The following is an 18,955-nucleotide window of genomic DNA, read 5'->3' as shown; positions in this document are numbered from 1 at the left end:
CGCAAACGACAACGGGCGCGACAACCGGAGTTGTCCCGCCCGTTCGATCGTCTTCGCGCTGACGTCCCGTCGACGCCCGGCCTGTCCGTCCGAAGACTACTTCTTGTAGTAGATCTGGACCGGCGGCGGGCTCTTCAGGCGCAGGTAGCCGATGCCGCCCGCGATGTTCGCGCCCGCCTGACCCTGCACCGACAGCGGCTGCAGGTTGATCGAGCGGTCGAAGCCGCCGACCAAGACGTTCGCGCCGAGGCCCAGTGCCCAGGTCGCCTCCGCGGAAATACCGTAGTAGCGCCCTTCGAGCGCGCCCGGGTCGATCTGGGTCGTCGGGGCGAACACCACCCAGGCGATCTTGCTCCCGGTGGTGATGCCGGCGTCGAGGCCGATCTTGGTAATCGCGCCGTCGTAGGCCTCGTCCTGCCCGCCGAGCCGGTTGAAGTAGCAGGCCAGCGGCTTGCGCGAGCCGACGAGCAGCCCGGCACCGCCGGCCACGTCGCAGGTCAGCACCCCGACGCGAACGCCGAAATACGCGTTCGCCGACGGCGCGGTCATCGCAAGGCCCAGCATTGCGAGGACGCCAACTAGGTATTTCCGCATGGTAGTTCTCCGTTCAGACGACCGAGAAACGCTGTTCAGCCTCAGCTGAGATTACCGCAGAACCTCTGGATACGACGGCACGCTTCCTCCAGCGCGTCCGTCGCAGTGGCATAGGAAATGCGGAAATGCGGGGCGAGGCCGAACGCGGATCCCTGAACAACCGCAACGCCTTCGGTGGTGAGGAGTTCCGTCACGAACGTCTCGTCGTCGGCGATCACCGTGCCCGAGGGGGCCTTGCGCCCGATCAGGCCGGCGCAGGACGGGTAGACGTAGAACGCGCCCTCCGGCGTCATGCACTTGATGCCCTTCGCCTGGTTCAGCATCGACACCACGAGGTCGCGGCGCTCCTTGAACACCACGTTGCTCTCGGCGATGTACTCCTGCGTCCCGTTCAGCGCCTCGACCGCGGCCCACTGGGAAATCGACGACGGGTTCGACGTCGACTGCGACTGCACCTTCGCCATCGCCTTGATGAGCTGCGTCGGGCCGCCGGCGTAGCCGATGCGCCAGCCCGTCATCGCGTACGCCTTGGAGACGCCGTTGACGGTGAGCGTGCGCTCCTTCAGCCCCGGCTCGACCTCGGCCACGGTGTGGAACGCGAAGTCGTCGTAGACGAGGTGCTCGTACATGTCGTCCGTCATCACCCAGACGTCCGGGTACTTCATGAGGACGTCGGTGAGCGCCTTCAGCTCGGCGTGCGAGTAGGCCGCGCCGGACGGGTTGGAGGGCGAGTTGAGGATGACCCACTTCGTCTTCGGGGTAATCTTCGACTCCAGCTCCTCGGCCGTCAGCTTGAAGCCGGTCGCGGCGGAGGCGTCGGCCGGGACGGGCGTCCCGCCGCCGAGCAGCACCATGTCCGGATAGCTGACCCAGTACGGCGCCGGGATGATTACCTCGTCGCCCGGGTTCAGCGTCGCGATCAGCGCGTTGTAGAGGACCTGCTTGCCGCCGGTGCCGACCGAGATCTCCGCGGGCGTGTAGGAGAGATTGTTCTCCCGCGCGAACTTCGCGACGATCGCTTCCTTCAGCTCGGGGATACCGTCGACGGCGGTATACTTGGTCTTCCCCTCGCGGATCGCCCTGATCGCGGCCTCTTTGACGTTTTCGGGGGTGTCGAAGTCGGGTTCGCCGGCGCCAAGGCCGATCACGTCCTGGCCGGCACGCTTCAGCTCGGCCGCCTTCTGCGTCACCGCGATCGTGGGAGAGGGTTTGACGCGCGCGAGCGTGTCAGACAGGAAAGCCATCGTTAAGTCCGTCGGTCGGTTATGCGGCCGTTATCTGCGCATCCGGCGGCCCCTGCAAGGGCCGATGGAACACGATACGTTTCACCAAGATTGCAGCTTTGCCATTTTGGGTCGAGCCGACGGGTGCTACGTGTGCCGCGCCAGTGCTAAGGCGTGGCCCGAACAAGAATTGGAAGTGGGCGGATGAACGTCCTCCTCACCGGACAGAAGGCGTTCGGCGCCGCGGTGTTCGAGATGCTCCAGCGCATGGGATGCACCGTCTGTGCGGTGTCCGCGCCGGCTCTGCGCGAGGACGGCGTGCGCGAGGACCGCCTGCGCGCGGCCGCCGAGCGGGCCGGCGTCCCCTGGATCCACCCCGGCACCCTGCGACCTGAGACCGTGCCGGCGGGGACCGACCTCATCCTCGCGGCGCACAGTCACGATTTCGTGGGCCGGCGCACGCGCATGGCGACGACGTACGGCGCCATCGGCTACCACCCCTCGCTCCTGCCGCGCCACCGCGGGCGCGACGCGGTGCGCTGGACGATCCACATGAAGGATCCCCTCGCCGGCGGGACGGTCTACTGGCTGTCGGAGCGGATGGACGGTGGGGACATCGCCGCGCAGGACTACGTCTTCGTCGCCCCCGGCGAGACGGTCGACAGTCTCTGGCGGGAGAAGCTCTTTCCGCTGGGGCTGACGCTTCTGGAGCGGACGGTGAAGGATATCGCCGCCGGCGTCATCCGCCGCGAGCCGCAGGACGAGACGTACGCGACCTGGGAGCCGTCCTGGGAGCGCCCGCCGGCGAACCGTCCGGAGCTCGACCTCATCGGCACGCTGCCGAGCGGCACGCGCGTCTCGCGCAAGGCCGCCCGCAGCTAGCGCGGTCCGTCCTCCGGCGCGCCGGGCGCTCTGCAAGCGGCCGTGCAGACATGCGATCACGCGCCGGCGCACGAAGCGCCAGCGTCGTCGGAACTGTCAGGATGGAGACCGGTCCTAGAAGGGCAGACCGGGGGAGAGCGTGGCGTGCCAGGCGTCGAGGATCGGGAGCTGGGACTGCGAGTAGGTCTGCTCGTTCTCGATCTTCTGGTACGACGGAACCTTGACACCACCTGCGGCAAAGCTGGGCGAGACGGGGACCGCCCGGCCGCGGAACATCGCCACACCCGGCAGGTTAGGCCCATAGGGACCGACGTAGCCCGACCCGCCGGCGCCGTCCCCATAGGGTCGCACCGTGATCGAGGTCTGCGCCGATGCCGTGCCAACGGCTCCCAAGACCAGAAGCGCTGCCAGAATGGTTCTCATCGTTCCGTCCTCCGGCGGCTCATCCGCCTGCTTTTCGTCCATGGCCGCCCACCGGCGCAAACCTAGCGCGATGCCCCGCCGGGCCTCCGACGCCATACTGACACGCAATACCCATAACCCAGATGGCGCATCAAAGCGAATAAACTCGCAAGCCTGCCCATGGGTTGCTTGTCACTTGATTAATCGCGAAACCACCTGCGCCGTGTAGTCCACCGCGGGGATGATCTTGGCGTAGTTGAGACGCGTCGGGCCAATGATTCCAAGGACTCCGACCGTCCGGTGGTTCGGATCGCGGTATGGCGACATGATCAGGGACGACCCCGAGAGTGAAAACAGCTTGTTCTCGGAGCCGATGAAGATCCGCACGCCTTCGCCGTCCTCCGTCAGCGAGAGGAGCTGCATAAGCTCGCGCTTGGTCTCCAGATCGTCCAGGAGCTGCCGCACGCGGTCGAGGTCCTCGCGCACGCCGACGTTCTGCAGGAGGTTCGCCCGGCCGTGGACGATGAGCGAGCCGGTGTCCTTCGCCGACGCGTCCGACCATGACGCGATGCCCTGCTCGATCAGCTTCGACGTCAGCCGGTCGAGCTGCTCGCGTTCCTCCTCCGCCCGCAGTGCGATGATCGACCGCGCCTCGCTGACCGTGGCGCCGCGGATGTGGGCGTTGAGGTAGTTCGACGCCTCCTGGAGGGCCGAGGGCGGCAGGCCGGGCGGCAGGTCCATGATGCGGTTTTCGACCGACCCGTCGTCGGAGACGAGCACCACCAGCGCCTTGCCCGGGTCGAGGGACACGAACTCGATGTGCTTCAGCCGCAGGTCGTGGGTGGCGGTCAGGACGACGCCCGCCCCGCTCGACAGGCCGGAGAGGACCTGCGAGGCGCGGGTCAGCGCCGTGTCCACCGCGTCGGCGCCCTGCGCGACGGCCTCGATTCCCGAACGTTCCTCGGCCGACAGCTCGCCCACCGACAGAAGCGCATCGACGAAGAAGCGCAGGCCACGGTCGGTCGGGAGGCGCCCCGCGGAGGTGTGCGGCGCGAAGATCAGGCCGAGGTGTTCGAGGTCGCTCATCACGTTGCGCACGGACGCCGGCGACAGCTTGTGCGGCAGGTTGCGGGAGATCGAGCGCGAGCCGATCGGCTCGCCGGTGGCGAGATAGGCTTCGACGATCTGGCGAAAGATGTCGCGCGAGCGCTCGTCGAGCTCGATTGCTTCGCCTGTCACGTCCACCAAGTTCATCGCGAGTCGGCCTCCTGCCTCGGGACTATCGCGGTCGCATTTAATATGCCAACGGAAGCCCCGACATGGGACAAAGGATATGATATGCGACACGATGGCCGCCGAAGCGACGAGATGCGCGCCATTTCCATGGAGCGTGCGGTCTCGCGGCACGCTGAAGGCTCGTGCCTCGTGAAATTCGGCGACACTCACGTCCTCTGCACGGCCTCGCTCGAGGAGCGGGTTCCGCCCTGGCTGCGGGGTGGCGGCGAGGGCTGGGTCACCGCCGAATATGGGATGCTCCCCCGCGCCACGAAAGAGAGGATGCGTCGCGAAGCCTCGGCTGGCAAGCAGTCCGGCCGCACGCAGGAGATTCAGCGCCTGATCGGCCGCTCGCTGCGCGCCGTGGTCGATCGGGCCGCGCTCGGTGAGCGGCAGATCTCCGTCGACTGCGACGTCATCCAGGCCGACGGCGGCACCCGCACCGCGGCGATCACGGGCGCCTGGGTCGCCCTGTCGGACTGCATGACGTACATGATGTCCGCCGGGATGATCACGGCCAACCCGCTGACCGACCACGTCGCGGCGATCTCCTGCGGCATCGTCGACGGCGCACCGGTGCTCGACCTCGACTACATCGAGGATTCCTCGGCGCATACGGACGCGAACTTCGTGATGACCGGGTCCGGCGGCATCGTCGAGGTGCAGGGCACCGCCGAGGGCGCCCCCTTCTCGCGGGACGAGCTGACCGCGCTCCTCGACCTCGCCTCGGGCGGCATCTCGCGCCTCGTCGACCTGCAGAAGCTCACCGTGGCATGAGCCTGCTGGACGACATCGGCCCCCGCCTCGTCCTCGCGAGCCACAACAAGGGCAAGCTCGCCGAGTTCAACACGCTGCTGGCGCCGCTCGGCATCGAGGTGGTGTCCGCCGGCGCGCTCGGCCTGCCGGAGCCGGACGAGACCGGGACCACCTTCGAGGCCAACGCCGCGCTGAAGGCGGAAGCGGCGACGGCGGCGACGGGGCTTCCCGCCCTCGCCGACGACTCCGGCCTCACCGTCGACGCGCTCGGCGGCGACCCGGGGATCTACTCGGCCCGCTGGGCCGGTCCCGGCAAGGACTTCGGCCACGCCATGCAGCGCGTGCTGGACGGCCTCGAGGCCGCCGGCGCCACGGCGGCGGAGCGGCGTCGCGGCGCGTTCGTCGCGGTCCTGGCGCTGTCGCTCCCCGACCGCCCGACGACCTTCGTCGAGGGGCGCTGCGAGGGGATCCTCGCCGCCGCGCCGCGCGGTGCCAACGGCTTCGGCTACGACCCCCTGTTCGTGCCCGACGACGGGGACGGGCGCACCTTCGGCGAGATGGACGCCGAGGAAAAGCACGGCGGGCCGTCGCCCCTCTCGCATCGGGCCCGTGCCGTCGCCACATTCATGGGCAAGCTCGGAGTGGCGGACCCCTCCTGACCACCGACCCCTGCGCATGACGGCGCGGATGCCCGGCCTCGGCCGGGCGGCCGCGCCGGATGCGTGCGGCCGGGTGCCGCGGCGCGCGCGGCGCGACCTGTGGGCGGGGTGCCGAAATCCCTAAGTGGCTGGTACGATGCCGGCTTGGCGCGGACACCCGGCCATGCGGCGACGGTCCGGTTCCGCGACTGCAAGCGATACGTACGGGAAGAACAGCGGCGTTCCGGTCACACTGACCGACAACCGAGAGCCTCGTCCGCCTCGGTCCAGCGCAGCGTGCTTCTTTCGAACCACGACACGCCGTAGGAAGGAACATGTGCCCGATGAATGCCGCACACGTTGAGTCACCAGTGCGCGACGACGACCGTACCACGGTCGATGGCGGCTTCGCGGTCTATGTGCATTGGCCGTTCTGCCAGGCCAAGTGCCCTTACTGCGACTTCAACAGCCACGTGCGACACAAGCCGGTGGACCAGTCCCGCTTCGCCGCCGCGATGGCGCGGGAAATCGAGACGTTCGCCGCCTGGACCGGCGCGCGGCGCCCGCTGTCCGTCTTCTTCGGCGGCGGCACCCCGTCGCTGATGGAGCCGTCCACCGTCGAGGCCGTCCTCTGTGCCATCGACACGAGCCTCGGCCTCCCGTCCGACGCCGAGATCACGCTGGAAGCCAACCCCACCTCGGTCGAGCAGGCGCGCTTCGAGGAGTACCGGGCCGCCGGCGTCAACCGCGTCTCGCTCGGGGTACAGTCGCTGTCTGACGCGGAGCTTGCGTCGCTCGGCCGCCTGCACGACGCCGCCACCGCACGCGCCGCGCTCGCCCTCGCGAAGCGGATCTTCCCGCACGTCTCGGCCGACCTCATCTACGCCCGTCCGAAGCAGACGACGGCGGCCTGGGCGGACGAGCTCTCCGAGATGCTGGACCTCGCCGGCGACCACCTCTCGCTCTACCAGCTCACCATCGAGCCCGGCACGCGCTTCTTCGACCTCGCCGAGGCCGGCAAGCTGATCGTTCCGGAGGACGACGCCGCCGCCGACCTCTTCGAGCTGACCGGCGAGATGACGCGGGCCGCCGGCTTCACCCGCTACGAGATCTCCAACCACGCCCGTCCCGGCGGCGAGGCGAAGCACAACCTGGTCTACTGGCGCGGCGGAACCTACGTCGGGATCGGCCCCGGCGCGCACGGCCGGATCGACATCGCCGGCACCCGCACCGCCACCTCCACCCACCGCCATCCGGAGACCTGGCTCGCCGCCGTCGAGGCGGACGGCCACGGCCTCGCCGAGCGGGAGGGCCTGGACGCCGACGCGCGGGCGGACGAATACCTGCTCATGGCGCTGCGCCTTTCCGAGGGGATGGATCTCGACGCCTACGCCCGCCGCTCCGGCGCACCGCTGCCGGAGGAGCGCGTCGACGCGCTGGTGGCGGGCGGCTTTCTCGCGCGCCAGGGCCGGCGCATCATCGTACCGGATACCGCGCGCCTCCTCACCAACGCCGTCGTCCGGGAGCTTGCCCAATGATCGCAGCCGTGCCCCCCACACCCGAAGCGTTGGCCGCCGATCTCGAACGCATCTTTCTCGACAGCGGGGAAAACTTCAGCCGCGCCCGCCCGGGGATCCTGTCCCGCCTCAAGGAGGCACGGGCCGAGGCGCTGAAGGCGTGCTCGGACGCGCTGGAGACGACGAAGTCGGGCGTGAAGGCCGCCAAGGTTCTCGCCAACGGCCAGGACGCGGTCATCCAGGCGTTCTACCGCTTCACCGCCGAGCATGTGTACCCGACCGCCAACCGGTCGGTCGCCGAGAAGCTGGCCGTCATCGCGACGGGCGGCTACGGGCGCGGACTGCTCGCGCCGGGGTCGGACATCGACCTCCTGTTCCTCTACCCCTACCGGCCGACGCCGTGGACCGAGTCCATGGTCGAGACGATGCTCTACATGATGTGGGACCTCGGCCTGAAGGTCGGGCACGCGGCCCGCTCCATCGACGAGTGCATCAAGCTCGCGCGAGGCGACGTGACGATCCGCACCGCGCTCCTCGAGTGCCGCCTCATCGAGGGTGACGAGAACCTCGCCGAGCAGCTCTACCAGCGGTTCGATCAGGCCGTCGTGCGCGGCACCGGCAAGAAGTTCATCGCCGCCAAGCTCGCCGAGCGGGACGAGCGGCACCGCCGGCAGGGGCAGACGCGCTACCTCGTCGAGCCCAACGTGAAGGAGGGCAAGGGCGGGCTGCGCGACCTCCAGACCCTCTTCTGGATCGCAAAGTACTTCTACCGCGTGCGCTCCGAGGCCGAGCTCGTCGGCAAGGGCGTCTTCTCGGCCAAGGACTACCGCCTTTTCCGCAAGTGCGACGACTTCCTGTGGTCGGTCCGCTGCCACCTGCACTTCCTCACCGGCCGCGCCGAGGAGCGGCTGACGTTCGACCTGCAGCGCGAGATCGCCCAGCGCCTCGGCTACTCGCCGCGCCCGGGCCTCTCGGACGTCGAGCGCTTCATGAAGCACTACTTCCTCGTCGCGAAGGACGTCGGCGACCTGACGCGCATCCTGTGTGCGGGCCTCGAGGCGCAGCATGCCGTGCAGCCGATGGGCCTGTCGCGGATGATGCGCTCGCTGACGGGTGCCTCCACCCGCATCCTCGACGAGAACTTCGCGGCCGAGCACGACCGCGTCGTCCTCTCGAACCCGAACGCGTTCACGCAGGACCCGGTCAACATGCTGCGCGTCTTCGCGATCGCCGACGCGCACAACCTGCGCCTCCATCCGGACCTGCTGTTCCAGATGCGCCGCTCGCTGAAGCTCATCAACGCGGACGTGCGGATGAACGAGGAGGCGAACCGCATCTTCGTCGACCTCCTGTGCGACTCGCAGGACCCCGAGACCCTGCTGCGCCTCATGAACGAGACCGGCGTCCTCGGCGCCTTCGTGCCGGACTTCGGCAAGGTCGTCGCGATGATGCAGTTCAACATGTACCACTCGTACACGGTGGACGAGCATCTCATCCGCACGGTCGGCCTGCTGTCGCGGATCGAGCGCGGCCGGATGGAGCAGGACCACCCGCTCGCCTCCCACCTGATCTCGACCGTGCACAACCGCCGCGCCCTCTACATCGCCGTGTTCCTGCACGACATCGCCAAGGGGCGGCCGAAGGACCACTCCGTCGAGGGCGCCCGCATCGCCCGCCGCCTCGGCCCCCGCTTCGGCCTCAGCGCGGCCGAGACCGAGCTCGTCGCCTGGCTGATCGAGGAGCATCTGACGATGTCGATCACCGGCCAGTCGCGCGACCTCTCCGACTCCAAGACGATCGAGGACTTCGCCGCCAAGGTGCAGAGCTTCGAGCGGCTGAAGCTGCTCGAGGTGCTGACCGAGGCGGACATCGCCGCCGTCGGGCCGAACGTGTGGAACGGGTGGAAGTCGACGCTGCTGCACACGCTGTTCGACGAGACCGAGTCGGTGATCGCCGCGCGCCACACCCGCCGCCCGCGGGAGGCGAAGATCGCCGCCTCCAAGGACGCCTTCGCCGAGAAGGCCGCCGGCATCCTCACCCCGGCGCAGCGCGACGAGTGGCTGCAGATGCACGCCGGCCCCTACTGGATCCGGGTCAGCGCGGACGACGCGCTCTACCACGCCAGGCTCTGGGCCAAGACCAAGCCGGACGACGTCACCATCGGCTGCCGCGTCATCGACTCGACGACGACCGAGCTCACGCTGCTGTCGCCGGACTACCCGAACCTCCTCACGGTGGTCGCCTCCGCCTGCGCGGCGGTCCAGGCGTCGGTCCGGTCGGCGGAGATCTTCACCACCAACGACGCGATGGCGCTCGACGTCTTCCACATCCGCCCGATGTCGGACGATCCCTCCGACGAGACGGCGCGTGCGGACCGTATCAGCCAGCTCGTGCGCGACGCGCTGTCGGGCCGCGCACCGGTGCCGCGCCCGAGCGACCGTCCGCTGCGCCAGGTCCGGCAGAAGGCGTTCCACCACCCGACGGACGTCATCGTCGCCAACGACTGGTCGAAGGGCTATACCGCAATCGAGGTCTCCGGCCTCGACCGGCCGGGCCTCTTCCGCGACCTCGCCGACGCTCTCCTGGCGCTGAACCTCAACGTCCGCTCGGCCCAGCTCGCCACCTTCGGCGAGCGCGTCGTCGACGTCTTCTACGTGACCGGCCCGGAAGGCGGCCAGGTCACCGACCCGGAACTGCGCGCACGGATCGTCGAGGACGTGCGCCAGGCTTACGACAACTCGCCGTTCTCCGCCGCACTCACCGCGGCCTGAAGGAGGATACCCTCTATGCAGCTCCTCAGAAATTTCGCGACCGTCGGTGGCTACACCCTCGCGTCGCGCCTTCTGGGGTTTGGCCGCGATATTCTCATCGCGGCAGCGCTCGGTGCCGGCCCGATCGCCGACGCCTTCTTCGTGGCGTTCAAGCTGCCGAACCTCTTCCGCCGCCTGTTCGCGGAAGGGGCGTTCAACTCCGCGTTCGTGCCGCTGTTCGCCCGAACGCGCAACGAGGACGGCCCGGAAGGGGGCGAGGCCTTCGCCTCCTCCGTCCTGTCCTGGCTGCTGGTGACGCTCCTGGCGTTCACCGCCGCCGCGGAGATCTTCACGCCGATCCTGATCTGGGCGCTCGCGCCGGGCTTCGCGCAGGACGACGGCATACAGATCACGACGCTCTACACGCGGATCTGCCTGCCCTACCTCGCGATGATGTCGCTGGTGGCGTTCTTCTCCGGCATCCTGAACACGCTGAACCACTTCGCGATGGCCGCCTTCGCGCCGGTCCTCCTCAACGTGGTCCTCATCGCGACGCTGACGGCCGCGCTCTACCTCGGCCTCGACCCGGAGACGTCCGCGCTGGTGCTGTCGGGCGGCGTGTTCGTCGCGGGCATCGTCCAGGCGCTCGCCCTCTACGTCGCGGTGCGGCGGACGGGGATGCGTCTACGCCTCTCCCGCCCCAGGGCATCGCCGCGCATCAAGCGCCTCGTGAAGCTCGGCATCCCCGGCGTCGCTGCGGGCGGCATCACTCAGATCAACATCGTCGCGGGTACCATCGTCGCCTCGTTCTGGCCGGGCGCGGTCTCGCACCTCTACTACGCCGACCGGCTGTACCAGCTTCCCCTCGGCATCGTCGGCGTCGCGATCGGCGTGGCGTTGCTGCCGGACCTGTCGCGCCGCCTCTCCAAGGGCGACGTCGGCGGGGCGCTCTGGACGCAGAACCGCGCGCTCGAGTTCGCGCTGATGCTGACCCTCCCCGCCGCGGCCGCGCTGATCGTCGTCCCGTTCGAGATCGTGGTCACGCTGTTCGAGCGTGGCGCCTACGGACGCGACGACGCGGCGATGACGGCGGCCGCCCTTTCCGCGTACGGCTTCGGCCTTCCCGCGTTCGTGCTCATCAAGGTGTTCTCGCCGAGCTACTTCGCCCGGGAGGACACCGTGACGCCGATGATCTTCGCCGGCATCTCGATGGTCGTGAACGTCGCCGGCTCGATCGGCTTCGCGATGCTGCTCGCGCCGCAGGGTCTGCCGCATGTGGGCATCGCCGCGGCGACGAGCCTCGCGGGATGGATCAACGCGGTGCTGCTCTTCGTCGGACTGGTGCGGCGGGGCGACTTCCGGGCGGACGCAACGCTCGCCTGGCGCACGCTCGGCTTCCTCGCCGCCGCGTTCGCCCTGATGATCGTCGCGACCATCATCGCCAAGGGGCTGGATGCCTGGTTCTTCGCCTCCGACACGATGTCGGCGGCCCTCGCCCTTCTCATCCTGGTGGGGGGCTCCGCCGCCGTGTTCGCGATGGTGTGCGAGGCGTCGGGAGCGATGGGCGTGAGGGACATCCTGCGGGCGTTCCGCCGAAGCTGACGGCACGCCCGCACTGGATCGCTGGTCAGGCCGGGATGCGCTTCTCGTACTCGTCGCGCAGGCCCGGCCAGGTGTCCCAGAACGGCGCCGGCGTCTCGCCGGTGAGCTTGGCCACCAGGATGTCGAGGTGCGTGTGCCAGCCGGCACCCACCTTGGTGAGGTTCTCCCGGTCGCTGACCCGGCGATGGATCACCGTCAGGAGGACCCGCTCGCCCTTCGGCTCCAGCGCAAAGGTGACGTCGCCCTGCATCCACGTGAACACCAGCTTGCACGGCGGGTCGACCTCCAGGATCCGGCTCTCGAGGCGGTGCTCCTCGTCGGCCCCCGCCGGGCGTCGGCCGGGCTGCTCCGTCAGCGTGTCGTTGCGCCAGACGAACTCGAACGGCGCCCCTTCGGCGAGGGTCATGTCGCCGGCCGCGAGCCACTGGCGGCGCAGCTCGCTCTTCGTCAGGTAGTCCCAGACGCGCTCGATCGGGCCGGGCAGGAGCCGCTCGATCGTGAAGGTGGCGGGCTCAGTCACCACGCCGTAGGCGCCGATTGTGGTCGTATCGCTCATGGGTCGTCTCCTTCGGGGGGTTCTGCTGAGGTTTTGGGAGCGCTCCCGGCGGCATCGTCCGCGACGAGGAGCCGCTCGAGCACGTCGAGGCGCCCGGTCCAGAAGCGCTCGTAAACAGAGAGCCAGTCGTGCGCGCTGGCCAGCGGTCCGGGGTCGAGATGGCAGATGTGCGTTCGCCCGCGCACCTCGCGCCGGATCAGACCGGCCTTCTCCAGCACCTTGATGTGCTTGGAGGCGGCCGCCAGCGACATCGCGAACGGCTCGGCGAGCTCGCCGACGGAGCGCTCGCCGCCGACGAGGTCGGCGAGCATGCGCCGCCGCGTGGCGTCGCCGAGGGCATGAAAGACGGTATCGAGCTGGGGCGCTTCACATTCAACCATGTGGTTGAACGTGGCCATCGCGCCGGAGATTGTCAACCATTTGGTTGAACGATTTGGGCGGCGGGCGAGGCTGAACGAAAAAACGCCCCGCCGAACCGGTCGGCGGGGCGTCGAAGTCCGGTCGGTGGTGTGCCGGCCTCAGAGGGCGCCGAGCGCCTCGGTGATCGCGTCGCGGTAGCGGATCGCAGCCTCGCGCGGGTCCGGCGCGGCGTTGATCGGGCGGCCGACGACGATCGCGTCGGCGCCGGCCATGATCGCGGCCTGCGGCGTCGAGACCCGCTTCTGATCGCCGCTCGGATCGTCGGCGAGGCGCACGCCCGGGGTGATCACGGTGAGGCCGCTGCGCTTGGCCGCCGTCGCTTCAAACGGGGCGCAGACGATGGCGTCCGCCCCCGCCGCCGCCGCGCTGGCGATCCGCTCGGACACCAGGCGGTCCACCTTGGTGGCGTAGCCGGCTTCCTTGAGGTCGGCGTCCGCGAGCGAGGTCAGCACCGTGACCGCCACGACCGCCAGTCCCTCCGGTCGGGCGGAGACGGCCGCGCGCAGCGCCTGCGGGTAGGCGTGGACGGTCAGGAAGTCGACGCCCAGCGCACCGGCGCTGCGCGTCGCTCCGGCCACCGTGTTGGGAATATCGAGGAGCTTCATGTCGAGGAAAATGCTTCGTCCCGCCCGCGCCATCTCGCCGGCGAAGGCCAGTCCGCCGGCCATGGCGAACTCCAGGCCGACCTTGTAGACGCCGACGATCCCGTCGGTCGCCTCGACCAGCCGCTCGGCCGCAGCCCGGTCCTGCACGTCGAGCGCCAGGATGAGCCGGTCTTCCGCAGCTCTAAACTTCATTTGCGCATTCTCTCTGTTTTGCTAGAGCCGTTTCGTGCCGGGACGGTCCGCCGCCCCAAGGAAAACGCCTCGTCTTGACCATCGACGAGCAACGCGGCCGCGGCCGACAGTGTACAGCGTGCGCGGCCTTGCTCTAGAAGACACCCAGATGACACATTCGTTCCCTCCGCGAAACGCCCGCATCGTGAGAACCACGAACGAGACGGCGATCACCGTCTCCGTCGACCTCGACGGAGCGGGAGAGCGTCGTATCGCCACCGGGATCGGTTTCTTCGACCACATGCTCGACCAGCTCGCGCGCCACTCCGGCATCGCGATGGAGATCGAGGCCAGGGGCGACCTGCACATCGACGACCACCACACCGTGGAGGACGTCGGCATCGCGCTCGGTCAGGCGCTGCTGGAAGCGCTGGGCAACAAGGCCGGCATCACCCGCTACGCCGACTGCCTGCTGCCGATGGACGGAACGCTGACCCGCGTCGCGCTCGACATCTCCGGCCGGCCCTTCCTGGTGTTCCGGACGGAGTTCGCGACGCCGAAGATCGGCACGTTCGACACCCAGCTCGTACGCGAGTTTTTTACCGCGCTCGCCATGAACGGCAGGCTCACCCTGCACGTTGAAACCCTATATGGCGATAACGACCACCATATTGCCGAGTCCTGCTTCAAGGGCGTGGCGCGAGCGCTGGGTGCGGCCGTTGCTATAACGGCGCCCGGCGGTGCGATCCCGTCGACCAAGGGCGCGTTGTAGCGAGAGGCTTATGGCTGTTTGGACCGTCTGGGAACACGAGAAGTTCGACGACCCGGCTTTCAAGGCGCATTTCGTGCGCGACGCCTTTTCGTGGTGGGCCTCAATCCTCGGCCCGCTCTGGGCACTGCTGCAGGGCATGCCGCTCGTCTTCGTCGCCTTCACCATTCTGGAGATGGGACTGATCGGCCTCGCCCAAGTCACGCTCGGCGAGGAGGCAGCCATGTGGGCCTGGCTCCTCTTCTCCATCTGGTTCGGTTTCGAGGCGCGGGCGCTGAAGCGCTGGGCGCTGGCCCGGCGCGGCTGGACGATGACCGCCGTCGTCAAGGCGAAGCGGCTGGAGCAGGCCGAGCGGCGCTACTTCGCCGGCCGCGACGATATCCCGCCCGACATCCTGCCGTCGGGCCCCACAACTCCCTCCGCCCCGCTGCCGCCGGCACCGTCCGGCCCGGGCACCGACCCCGCCGCCGGGCCCTGGGGCGCTCCGATCATCGGCGTGATGCCGGAAGGTGTGCGATGAGTGTCGTCATAGTGGACTACGGCTCCGGCAACCTGCGCTCGGCGCAGAAGGCGGTCGCCCGCGCGGCCACCGAGGCCGGGCTCTCTGACGCGGTGGTCGTCTCGTCCGACCCGGCGCGCGTCGCCAAGGCCGAGCGGATCTTCCTGCCCGGCGTGGGCGCCTTCGCCGACTGCATGATGGGCCTGTCCTCCACCCACGGCATGGTCGAGGCGATCCTCGACGCGGTGGAGCGGGGCGTGCCGCTGCTCGGCGTGTGCGTCGGCATGCAGCTGATGGCCACGCGCGGCCTCGAATATACCGTGACCGGCGGGCTCGACCTGATCCCCGGCGACGTCGCCGTCATCCACCCGTCCGACCCGGCGCTGAAGGTGCCGCACATGGGCTGGAACACGATGGAGCTCAACCGGCCCCACCCCGTGCTGGAGGGCATCCCCTTCGGCGACAAGGGCCAGCACGCCTACTTCGTGCACTCCTACGCCATCGCGCCGAAGAACGAGGACCACCTCATCGCGACGACCGACCACGGCGGGCGGTTCGCCGCCATCGTCGGCCGTGACAACATCGTCGGCACCCAGTTCCACCCCGAGAAGAGCCAGGAACTCGGCCTCGCCCTGATCGCGAACTTTCTGAAATGGCGCCCCTAATGGCGAACATGATCCTCTACCCCGCCATCGACCTGAAGGACGGGCAGTGCGTCCGCCTGCAGCAGGGCGAGATGGAGCGGGCCACCGTCTTCTCCGACGATCCGGGTGACATGGCCGCCCGCTTCAGACGCCTCGGCTTCAAGCGGCTCCACGTGGTCGACCTCAACGGCGCCTTCGCCGGTGAGAGCCGCAACGCGGACGCGGTCGACGCGATCCTCGCCAGCACCGACGTGCCGGTCCAGCTCGGCGGCGGCATCCGCACCATGGAGGCGATCGGCCGGTGGCTCGAGCGGGGCATCGCCCGCGTGATCCTCGGCACCGCCGCCGCGAAGGATCCGGACCTCGTGCGCGAGGCGTGCCGCGCCTTCCCGGGCCGCATCGTCGTCGGCATCGACGCGCGCGACGGCATGGTCGCCGTCGCCGGCTGGGCCGACGAGACGAACATGCGGGCCCGCGACCTCGCCATGGCGTTCGAGGACGCGGGCGTCGCCGCCATCGTCCACACCGACATCGGCCGCGACGGCATGCTGACCGGCCTCAACCTTCCCGAGACCATCGAGATCGCCAACGCGGTGACGACGCCGGTCATCGCCTCCGGCGGTTTCTCGGGGATGGACGACATCGCCCGTCTCGCCGCCCCCGAAGCGGGCAAGCTCGACGGCGCCATCATCGGCCGCGCCCTCTACGACGGCCGGCTCGACCCCGAAGCGGCCCTCGCCGCGCTTCCGCAGGCGGCCTGACCCATGCTGAAGAAACGCATCATCCCCTGCCTCGACGTGCACGGCGGACGTGTCGTCAAGGGCGTGAAGTTCCAGGAGCTGCGCGACGCCGGCGACCCCGTGGAGGCGGCCAAGGCGTACGACGCCGCCGGCGCCGACGAGCTCACCTTCCTCGACATCACCGCATCCTCGGACGAGCGCTCCATCCTGTTCGACGTCGTCAACCGCACGGCCGAGCAGTGCTTCATGCCGCTCACCGTGGGCGGCGGCGTGCGCACAATCTCCGACATCCGCTCGCTGCTGCTGGCGGGCGCCGACAAGGTGTCGATCAACACGGCGGCGGTCCGCGACCCGGCCTTCGTCGGCCGCGCGGCCGAGAAGTTCGGCGCCCAGTGCATCGTCGTCGCGATCGACGCCAAGCGCGTCGACGACCACTGGGAGATCTTCACCCATGGCGGCCGCCGGGCCACCGGCGTGGACGCCGTCGAGTTCGCGGAGAAGATGTGCGCGCTCGGTGCCGGCGAGATCCTTCTGACCTCGATGGACGCGGACGGCACCAAGGCCGGGTTCGACACCGCCCTGACCCGCGCCGTCGCCGATGCCGTGCCGATCCCGGTCGTCGCCTCCGGCGGCGCGGGCACGCTCGACCACATGGTCGAGGCGGTGACCGAGGGTCACGCGGAAGCGGTGCTCGCCGCCTCCATCTTCCACTTCGGCACCTATTCGATCGCCGAGGCCAAGGCGCACATGGCCGCCGCCGGGATCCCGGTGCGGCTCACGCCGGCCCATGACCACGCGTTGGGAGACACCAGTGTCTGACTTCACCATCGAGGACCTGGAAGGCGTCGTCCGCGCGCGCCTCGCCAACGGCGACGAGACCTCCTACACCAAGACCCTCGCGGACAAGGGCCTCGACAAGGTCGCCGAGAAGTTCGGCGAGGAGGCGATCGAGACGATCATCGCCGCCGTCCGCCGCGCCTCCGACGAGCTGATCTCGGAGACGGCGGACGTCATCTTCCACCTCACCGTGCTCCTCTCCCTGCAGGGCGTGGCCTGGGCCGACGTCATGGCGGAGCTGGAGCGGCGGACGTCACAATCCGGCCTCGAAGAGAAGGCCAGCCGAAAGGCACCGCAATGAATTCCGCTTGCTTCAGCGTGAAGTGAACGTCTTGTTTTTGGTCTCGGGGTCCTGCAACAGTGCTGATCATGGATGCGATGCCCGATTTGGTTGAGACGTCGGGGCGGCGCCCGCACGACGAATTCGCGCCCTTCGACGTGTTCAGCGAGCACGACTGGGCGAAGCTCCGCGCCGGTATGCCGATGACCCTGTCGGCCGAGGAAATCGTCCAGCTGCAGGGCTTCAACGACCGCGTCGAGCCGGCCCAGGTGGAGACGATCTACCTGCCGCTCTCCCGTCTCCTCTCCCTCTACGTCGAGGCGACGGAGGGGCTGCACCGTGCCACACAGGCCTTCCTCGGCCGCAACGGGCAGCGAACGACGTACATCATCGGCATCGCCGGCTCCGTGGCCGTGGGCAAGACCACCACCGCACAGCTCCTGCAGACGCTGATGTCCCGCTGGCCGGGGCACCCCACGGTGGACCTCGTGACCACCGACGGCTTCCTCTACCCCAACGCCCACCTGCTGGAGCATGGGCTGATGGAGCGGAAGGGATTTCCGGAGAGCTACGACGTCGGCCTCCTCATCGCCTTCCTGTCCGACGTGAAGTCGGGCGCGCGGCACGTCGAGGCGCCGGTCTACTCCCACCTCACCTACGACCGCGTGCCGGGCGAGACGATCGAGGTGGACCGGCCGGACATCCTCATCGTCGAGGGGCTCAACGTCCTGCAGACGCAGCGCCTCTCCGGCGACCGCCCGCGCGTGCCCTTCGTGTCCGACTTCTTCGACTTCTCGATCTACCTCGACGCGGACGAGGACCTCCTCCAGGAGTGGTACCTCACCCGCTTCAACCGGCTGAAGGAGACGCGGTTCACCGATCCGCGCTCCTACTTCCACCGCTATGCGAGCCGCTCCGCCGAGGAGACGGACGCCTTCGCACGGAACCTGTGGGAGAAGATCAACCTCAAGAACCTGCGGGAGAATGTCGGCCCCACGAAGATGCGCGCCGACCTCATCCTGCGCAAAGGCGCCGACCACCGCATCACCGAGGTGGCCCTGCGACGGATCTGATCGCGGGGCCGGCGGGCGGTTGGCGCTTCGTCCCGGACCGGGTAGGACGCTCCCGTCGAAGGATACCGTACCCCGCGTTCTGGAGAGCTTCCGCCGATGCGCCTCGCCCTCTTCCTTTCCGCCCTCACCGTCATCGGCGCCGTGACGGCGAAGGCCGACCCGCTCGCCATCGTGGCGCTGGGCGACAGCCTCACGGCGGGCTACCAGCTCGACCCCGGCAAGGGCTTCGTGCCCCAGCTTCAGGCCGCGCTGCGGGAGAAGGGCCACGACGTGACGGTGGTCGACGCCGGCGTCTCCGGCGACACGACATCCGGCGGCCTCGCCCGGCTCGACTGGTCGGTCGGACCGGAGGCCGGCGCCGTCATCGTCGAGCTCGGCGCCAACGACGCGCTGCGCGGCCTCGACCCCGAGACGACGCGCAAGAACCTCACCGCCATTCTCGACCGGCTCGACGAGCGGGGCCTCCCGGTGCTGCTCGCCGGGATGCTCGCCCCACCCAACCTCGGCGAGGAGTACGGCGCCGAGTTCGAGGCGGTCTACGACGACCTCTCCAAGCGGGACGTCATCTACTATCCCTTCTTCCTCGACGGCGTCGCGGCGAACCCGTCGCTGAACCTCGCGGACGGCATGCACCCGACGGCCGAGGGCGTCGCGGTGATCGTGCAGAACATCCTGCCCAAGGTGGAGGCCCTCATCACGAAGGCCTCCCAGCGCCCGTGAGG

Annotated in this window: 21 protein-coding genes; 14 read left to right on the top strand and 7 right to left on the bottom strand. The window is 69.1% G+C overall.

The features are described 5' to 3' along the window. Window positions 1–96 precede the first annotated feature (96 nt). Window positions 97–594, bottom strand: a complete 498-nt coding sequence (locus DLJ53_RS02810) for a DUF992 domain-containing protein (RefSeq protein WP_111342158.1) — start codon at window positions 592–594, stop codon at window positions 97–99. A 41-nt stretch (window positions 595–635) separates the two neighbouring features. After that, window positions 636–1,838, bottom strand: a complete 1,203-nt coding sequence (locus DLJ53_RS02805) for a pyridoxal phosphate-dependent aminotransferase (protein ID WP_111342157.1) — start codon at window positions 1,836–1,838, stop codon at window positions 636–638. A gap of 183 nt (window positions 1,839–2,021) precedes the next feature. Between DLJ53_RS02805 and DLJ53_RS02800 the strand changes: the two genes are divergently transcribed. Further along, entirely contained in the window at window positions 2,022–2,699 is a 678-nt protein-coding gene (locus DLJ53_RS02800; protein ID WP_111342155.1) for a formyltransferase family protein, read from the top strand. 114 nt (window positions 2,700–2,813) lie between these two features. Here the strand turns inward: DLJ53_RS02800 and DLJ53_RS02795 are convergent, their stop codons facing one another. Both DLJ53_RS02795 and hrcA read right to left on the bottom strand, forming a co-directional pair. Then, complete coding sequence (locus tag DLJ53_RS02795; RefSeq protein WP_146619864.1) at window positions 2,814–3,122, bottom strand: hypothetical protein; 309 nt, start codon at window positions 3,120–3,122, stop codon at window positions 2,814–2,816. Window positions 3,123–3,293: 171 nt separating this feature from the next. After that, window positions 3,294–4,355 (bottom strand): heat-inducible transcriptional repressor HrcA, encoded by a 1,062-nt coding sequence (hrcA, locus tag DLJ53_RS02790; RefSeq protein ID WP_111342151.1) that lies wholly within the window; start codon window positions 4,353–4,355, stop codon window positions 3,294–3,296. An 84-nt stretch (window positions 4,356–4,439) separates the two neighbouring features. On the opposite strand from hrcA, the gene rph reads away from it, so the two are divergent. The 5 genes from rph (at window position 4,440) to murJ (ending at window position 11,639) form a co-directional block, all read left to right on the top strand. Then, window positions 4,440–5,153, top strand: a complete 714-nt coding sequence (gene rph, locus DLJ53_RS02785) for a ribonuclease PH (RefSeq protein ID WP_111342150.1) — start codon at window positions 4,440–4,442, stop codon at window positions 5,151–5,153. Further along, the gene (gene rdgB / locus DLJ53_RS02780; RefSeq protein WP_111342148.1) at window positions 5,150–5,791 is read left to right on the top strand and encodes an RdgB/HAM1 family non-canonical purine NTP pyrophosphatase; all 642 of its coding nucleotides are present in this window, start codon (window positions 5,150–5,152) and stop codon (window positions 5,789–5,791) included. Before rph ends, rdgB begins: the two co-directional genes overlap by 4 nt. 314 nt (window positions 5,792–6,105) lie before the next feature. After that, window positions 6,106–7,308, top strand: a complete 1,203-nt coding sequence (hemW, locus tag DLJ53_RS02775; RefSeq protein WP_425320951.1) for a radical SAM family heme chaperone HemW — start codon at window positions 6,106–6,108, stop codon at window positions 7,306–7,308. Further along, window positions 7,305–10,058 carry a [protein-PII] uridylyltransferase gene (locus tag DLJ53_RS02770; protein WP_111342146.1) on the top strand — a complete coding sequence of 918 codons (2,754 nt, stop codon included), beginning with the start codon at window positions 7,305–7,307 and terminating at the stop codon, window positions 10,056–10,058. The genes hemW and DLJ53_RS02770 overlap by 4 nt, the downstream gene beginning before the upstream one ends. A 15-nt stretch (window positions 10,059–10,073) precedes the next feature. Next, entirely contained in the window at window positions 10,074–11,639 is a 1,566-nt protein-coding gene (gene murJ, locus DLJ53_RS02765) for a murein biosynthesis integral membrane protein MurJ (protein WP_111342144.1), read from the top strand. Between the two features lie 25 nt (window positions 11,640–11,664). Here the strand turns inward: murJ and DLJ53_RS02760 are convergent, their stop codons facing one another. The 3 genes from DLJ53_RS02760 to pyrF all read right to left on the bottom strand — a co-directional run bounded on the left by DLJ53_RS02760 (window position 11,665) and on the right by pyrF (window position 13,412). Beyond that, window positions 11,665–12,195, bottom strand: a complete 531-nt coding sequence (locus tag DLJ53_RS02760) for an SRPBCC family protein (RefSeq protein ID WP_111342142.1) — start codon at window positions 12,193–12,195, stop codon at window positions 11,665–11,667. Then, window positions 12,192–12,575 carry an ArsR/SmtB family transcription factor gene (locus DLJ53_RS02755; protein ID WP_111343999.1) on the bottom strand — a complete coding sequence of 128 codons (384 nt, stop codon included), beginning with the start codon at window positions 12,573–12,575 and terminating at the stop codon, window positions 12,192–12,194. The genes DLJ53_RS02760 and DLJ53_RS02755 overlap by 4 nt, the downstream gene beginning before the upstream one ends. Before the next feature lie 138 nt (window positions 12,576–12,713). After that, entirely contained in the window at window positions 12,714–13,412 is a 699-nt protein-coding gene (gene pyrF / locus DLJ53_RS02750) for an orotidine-5'-phosphate decarboxylase (protein ID WP_111342140.1), read from the bottom strand. 148 nt (window positions 13,413–13,560) lie between these two features. On the opposite strand from pyrF, the gene hisB reads away from it, so the two are divergent. From hisB to DLJ53_RS02710, 8 genes are all read left to right on the top strand, one after another. Beyond that, complete coding sequence (hisB, locus tag DLJ53_RS02745) at window positions 13,561–14,163, top strand: imidazoleglycerol-phosphate dehydratase HisB (protein WP_111342138.1); 603 nt, start codon at window positions 13,561–13,563, stop codon at window positions 14,161–14,163. Window positions 14,164–14,173: 10 nt separating this feature from the next. Further along, on the top strand, window positions 14,174–14,680 hold the full coding sequence (locus tag DLJ53_RS02740) for a DUF2628 domain-containing protein (protein ID WP_111342136.1): 507 nt from the start codon (window positions 14,174–14,176) through the stop codon (window positions 14,678–14,680). Then, a complete protein-coding gene (gene hisH, locus DLJ53_RS02735; protein ID WP_111342134.1) occupies window positions 14,677–15,324 on the top strand; it encodes an imidazole glycerol phosphate synthase subunit HisH in 648 nt (215 codons plus the stop codon). The genes DLJ53_RS02740 and hisH overlap by 4 nt, the downstream gene beginning before the upstream one ends. Before the next feature lie 8 nt (window positions 15,325–15,332). Then, on the top strand, window positions 15,333–16,064 hold the full coding sequence (gene hisA, locus DLJ53_RS02730) for a 1-(5-phosphoribosyl)-5-[(5-phosphoribosylamino)methylideneamino]imidazole-4-carboxamide isomerase (RefSeq protein WP_111343997.1): 732 nt from the start codon (window positions 15,333–15,335) through the stop codon (window positions 16,062–16,064). A gap of 3 nt (window positions 16,065–16,067) precedes the next feature. Beyond that, window positions 16,068–16,862, top strand: a complete 795-nt coding sequence (hisF, locus tag DLJ53_RS02725; protein ID WP_111342132.1) for an imidazole glycerol phosphate synthase subunit HisF — start codon at window positions 16,068–16,070, stop codon at window positions 16,860–16,862. Then, on the top strand, window positions 16,855–17,181 hold the full coding sequence (locus DLJ53_RS02720) for a phosphoribosyl-ATP diphosphatase (protein ID WP_111342130.1): 327 nt from the start codon (window positions 16,855–16,857) through the stop codon (window positions 17,179–17,181). The genes hisF and DLJ53_RS02720 overlap by 8 nt, the downstream gene beginning before the upstream one ends. A 77-nt stretch (window positions 17,182–17,258) precedes the next feature. Further along, window positions 17,259–18,233, top strand: a complete 975-nt coding sequence (gene coaA / locus DLJ53_RS02715) for a type I pantothenate kinase (protein ID WP_202912966.1) — start codon at window positions 17,259–17,261, stop codon at window positions 18,231–18,233. 96 nt (window positions 18,234–18,329) lie between these two features. Then, a complete protein-coding gene (locus DLJ53_RS02710; protein WP_111342128.1) occupies window positions 18,330–18,953 on the top strand; it encodes an arylesterase in 624 nt (207 codons plus the stop codon). Window positions 18,954–18,955: the final 2 nt, after the last annotated feature.

It is taken from the genome of Acuticoccus sediminis, assembly GCF_003258595.1.
Taxonomy (GTDB): Bacteria; Pseudomonadota; Alphaproteobacteria; order Rhizobiales; family Amorphaceae; genus Acuticoccus; species Acuticoccus sediminis.
Note: the sequence above shows the minus strand (reverse complement) of the source record. Positions and strands in the feature narration are given on the sequence as shown.

Coding starts and splice junctions, on each gene's coding strand:
- hisF (WP_111342132.1), top strand. CDS start 16,068: ATGCTGAAGAAACGCATCATCCCCTGCCTCGACGTGCACGGCGGACGT.
- coaA (WP_202912966.1), top strand. CDS start 17,259: ATGCCCGATTTGGTTGAGACGTCGGGGCGGCGCCCGCACGACGAATTC.
- DLJ53_RS02710 (WP_111342128.1), top strand. CDS start 18,330: ATGCGCCTCGCCCTCTTCCTTTCCGCCCTCACCGTCATCGGCGCCGTG.
- hisA (WP_111343997.1), top strand. CDS start 15,333: ATGATCCTCTACCCCGCCATCGACCTGAAGGACGGGCAGTGCGTCCGC.
- murJ (WP_111342144.1), top strand. CDS start 10,074: ATGCAGCTCCTCAGAAATTTCGCGACCGTCGGTGGCTACACCCTCGCG.
- hisH (WP_111342134.1), top strand. CDS start 14,677: ATGAGTGTCGTCATAGTGGACTACGGCTCCGGCAACCTGCGCTCGGCG.
- DLJ53_RS02755 (WP_111343999.1), bottom strand. CDS start 12,575: ATGGTTGAATGTGAAGCGCCCCAGCTCGATACCGTCTTTCATGCCCTC.
- DLJ53_RS02770 (WP_111342146.1), top strand. CDS start 7,305: ATGATCGCAGCCGTGCCCCCCACACCCGAAGCGTTGGCCGCCGATCTC.
- DLJ53_RS02805 (WP_111342157.1), bottom strand. CDS start 1,838: ATGGCTTTCCTGTCTGACACGCTCGCGCGCGTCAAACCCTCTCCCACG.
- DLJ53_RS02810 (WP_111342158.1), bottom strand. CDS start 594: ATGCGGAAATACCTAGTTGGCGTCCTCGCAATGCTGGGCCTTGCGATG.
- hemW (WP_425320951.1), top strand. CDS start 6,106: ATGTGCCCGATGAATGCCGCACACGTTGAGTCACCAGTGCGCGACGAC.
- rph (WP_111342150.1), top strand. CDS start 4,440: ATGCGACACGATGGCCGCCGAAGCGACGAGATGCGCGCCATTTCCATG.
- DLJ53_RS02795 (WP_146619864.1), bottom strand. CDS start 3,122: ATGAGAACCATTCTGGCAGCGCTTCTGGTCTTGGGAGCCGTTGGCACG.
- hisB (WP_111342138.1), top strand. CDS start 13,561: ATGACACATTCGTTCCCTCCGCGAAACGCCCGCATCGTGAGAACCACG.
- DLJ53_RS02740 (WP_111342136.1), top strand. CDS start 14,174: ATGGCTGTTTGGACCGTCTGGGAACACGAGAAGTTCGACGACCCGGCT.
- hrcA (WP_111342151.1), bottom strand. CDS start 4,355: ATGAACTTGGTGGACGTGACAGGCGAAGCAATCGAGCTCGACGAGCGC.
- pyrF (WP_111342140.1), bottom strand. CDS start 13,412: ATGAAGTTTAGAGCTGCGGAAGACCGGCTCATCCTGGCGCTCGACGTG.
- DLJ53_RS02800 (WP_111342155.1), top strand. CDS start 2,022: ATGAACGTCCTCCTCACCGGACAGAAGGCGTTCGGCGCCGCGGTGTTC.
- DLJ53_RS02760 (WP_111342142.1), bottom strand. CDS start 12,195: ATGAGCGATACGACCACAATCGGCGCCTACGGCGTGGTGACTGAGCCC.
- rdgB (WP_111342148.1), top strand. CDS start 5,150: ATGAGCCTGCTGGACGACATCGGCCCCCGCCTCGTCCTCGCGAGCCAC.